This window comes from Lysinibacillus sp. GbtcB16 (assembly GCF_019091145.1).
GTDB lineage: Bacteria > Bacillota > Bacilli > Bacillales_A > Planococcaceae > Lysinibacillus > Lysinibacillus fusiformis.
Genome location: NZ_JAGXJV010000570.1, coordinates 1 through 259, shown reverse-complemented (window position 1 = coordinate 259; position 259 = coordinate 1). Strand labels below are relative to the sequence as shown.

Sequence of the window (259 nt, the reverse complement as noted above, 5' to 3'; positions counted from 1 at the left end):
ATATATCTATTCAGGGAATGGAAGAACAGGCTGCACAAGTGGTTAAAGCTGAAATCCTGTCTTCGTACCGCAAGGGACTCCTCTCCAATACGGATTTATTGAATCTGTTCGGAGAGGTATACCGAAATGATCCCAAAGTATGGCATCGTCTACATGACGAGGGCCGTTTGGTCTTAAAAGAAGATACGATACAAGAAATAGATGTCAAAGTAAAACTGATGCAAACTGGCAAATATAAAAGCAGGGTTCTTCCCGAGTA

Annotated in this window: 1 pseudogene; it reads left to right on the top strand. The window is 41.7% G+C overall.

Annotation, left to right across the window (positions count from 1 at the left end):
* A pseudogene (locus KVT27_RS25275) lies at positions 1-259 on the top strand (Ger(x)C family spore germination C-terminal domain-containing protein); the annotation flags it as partial.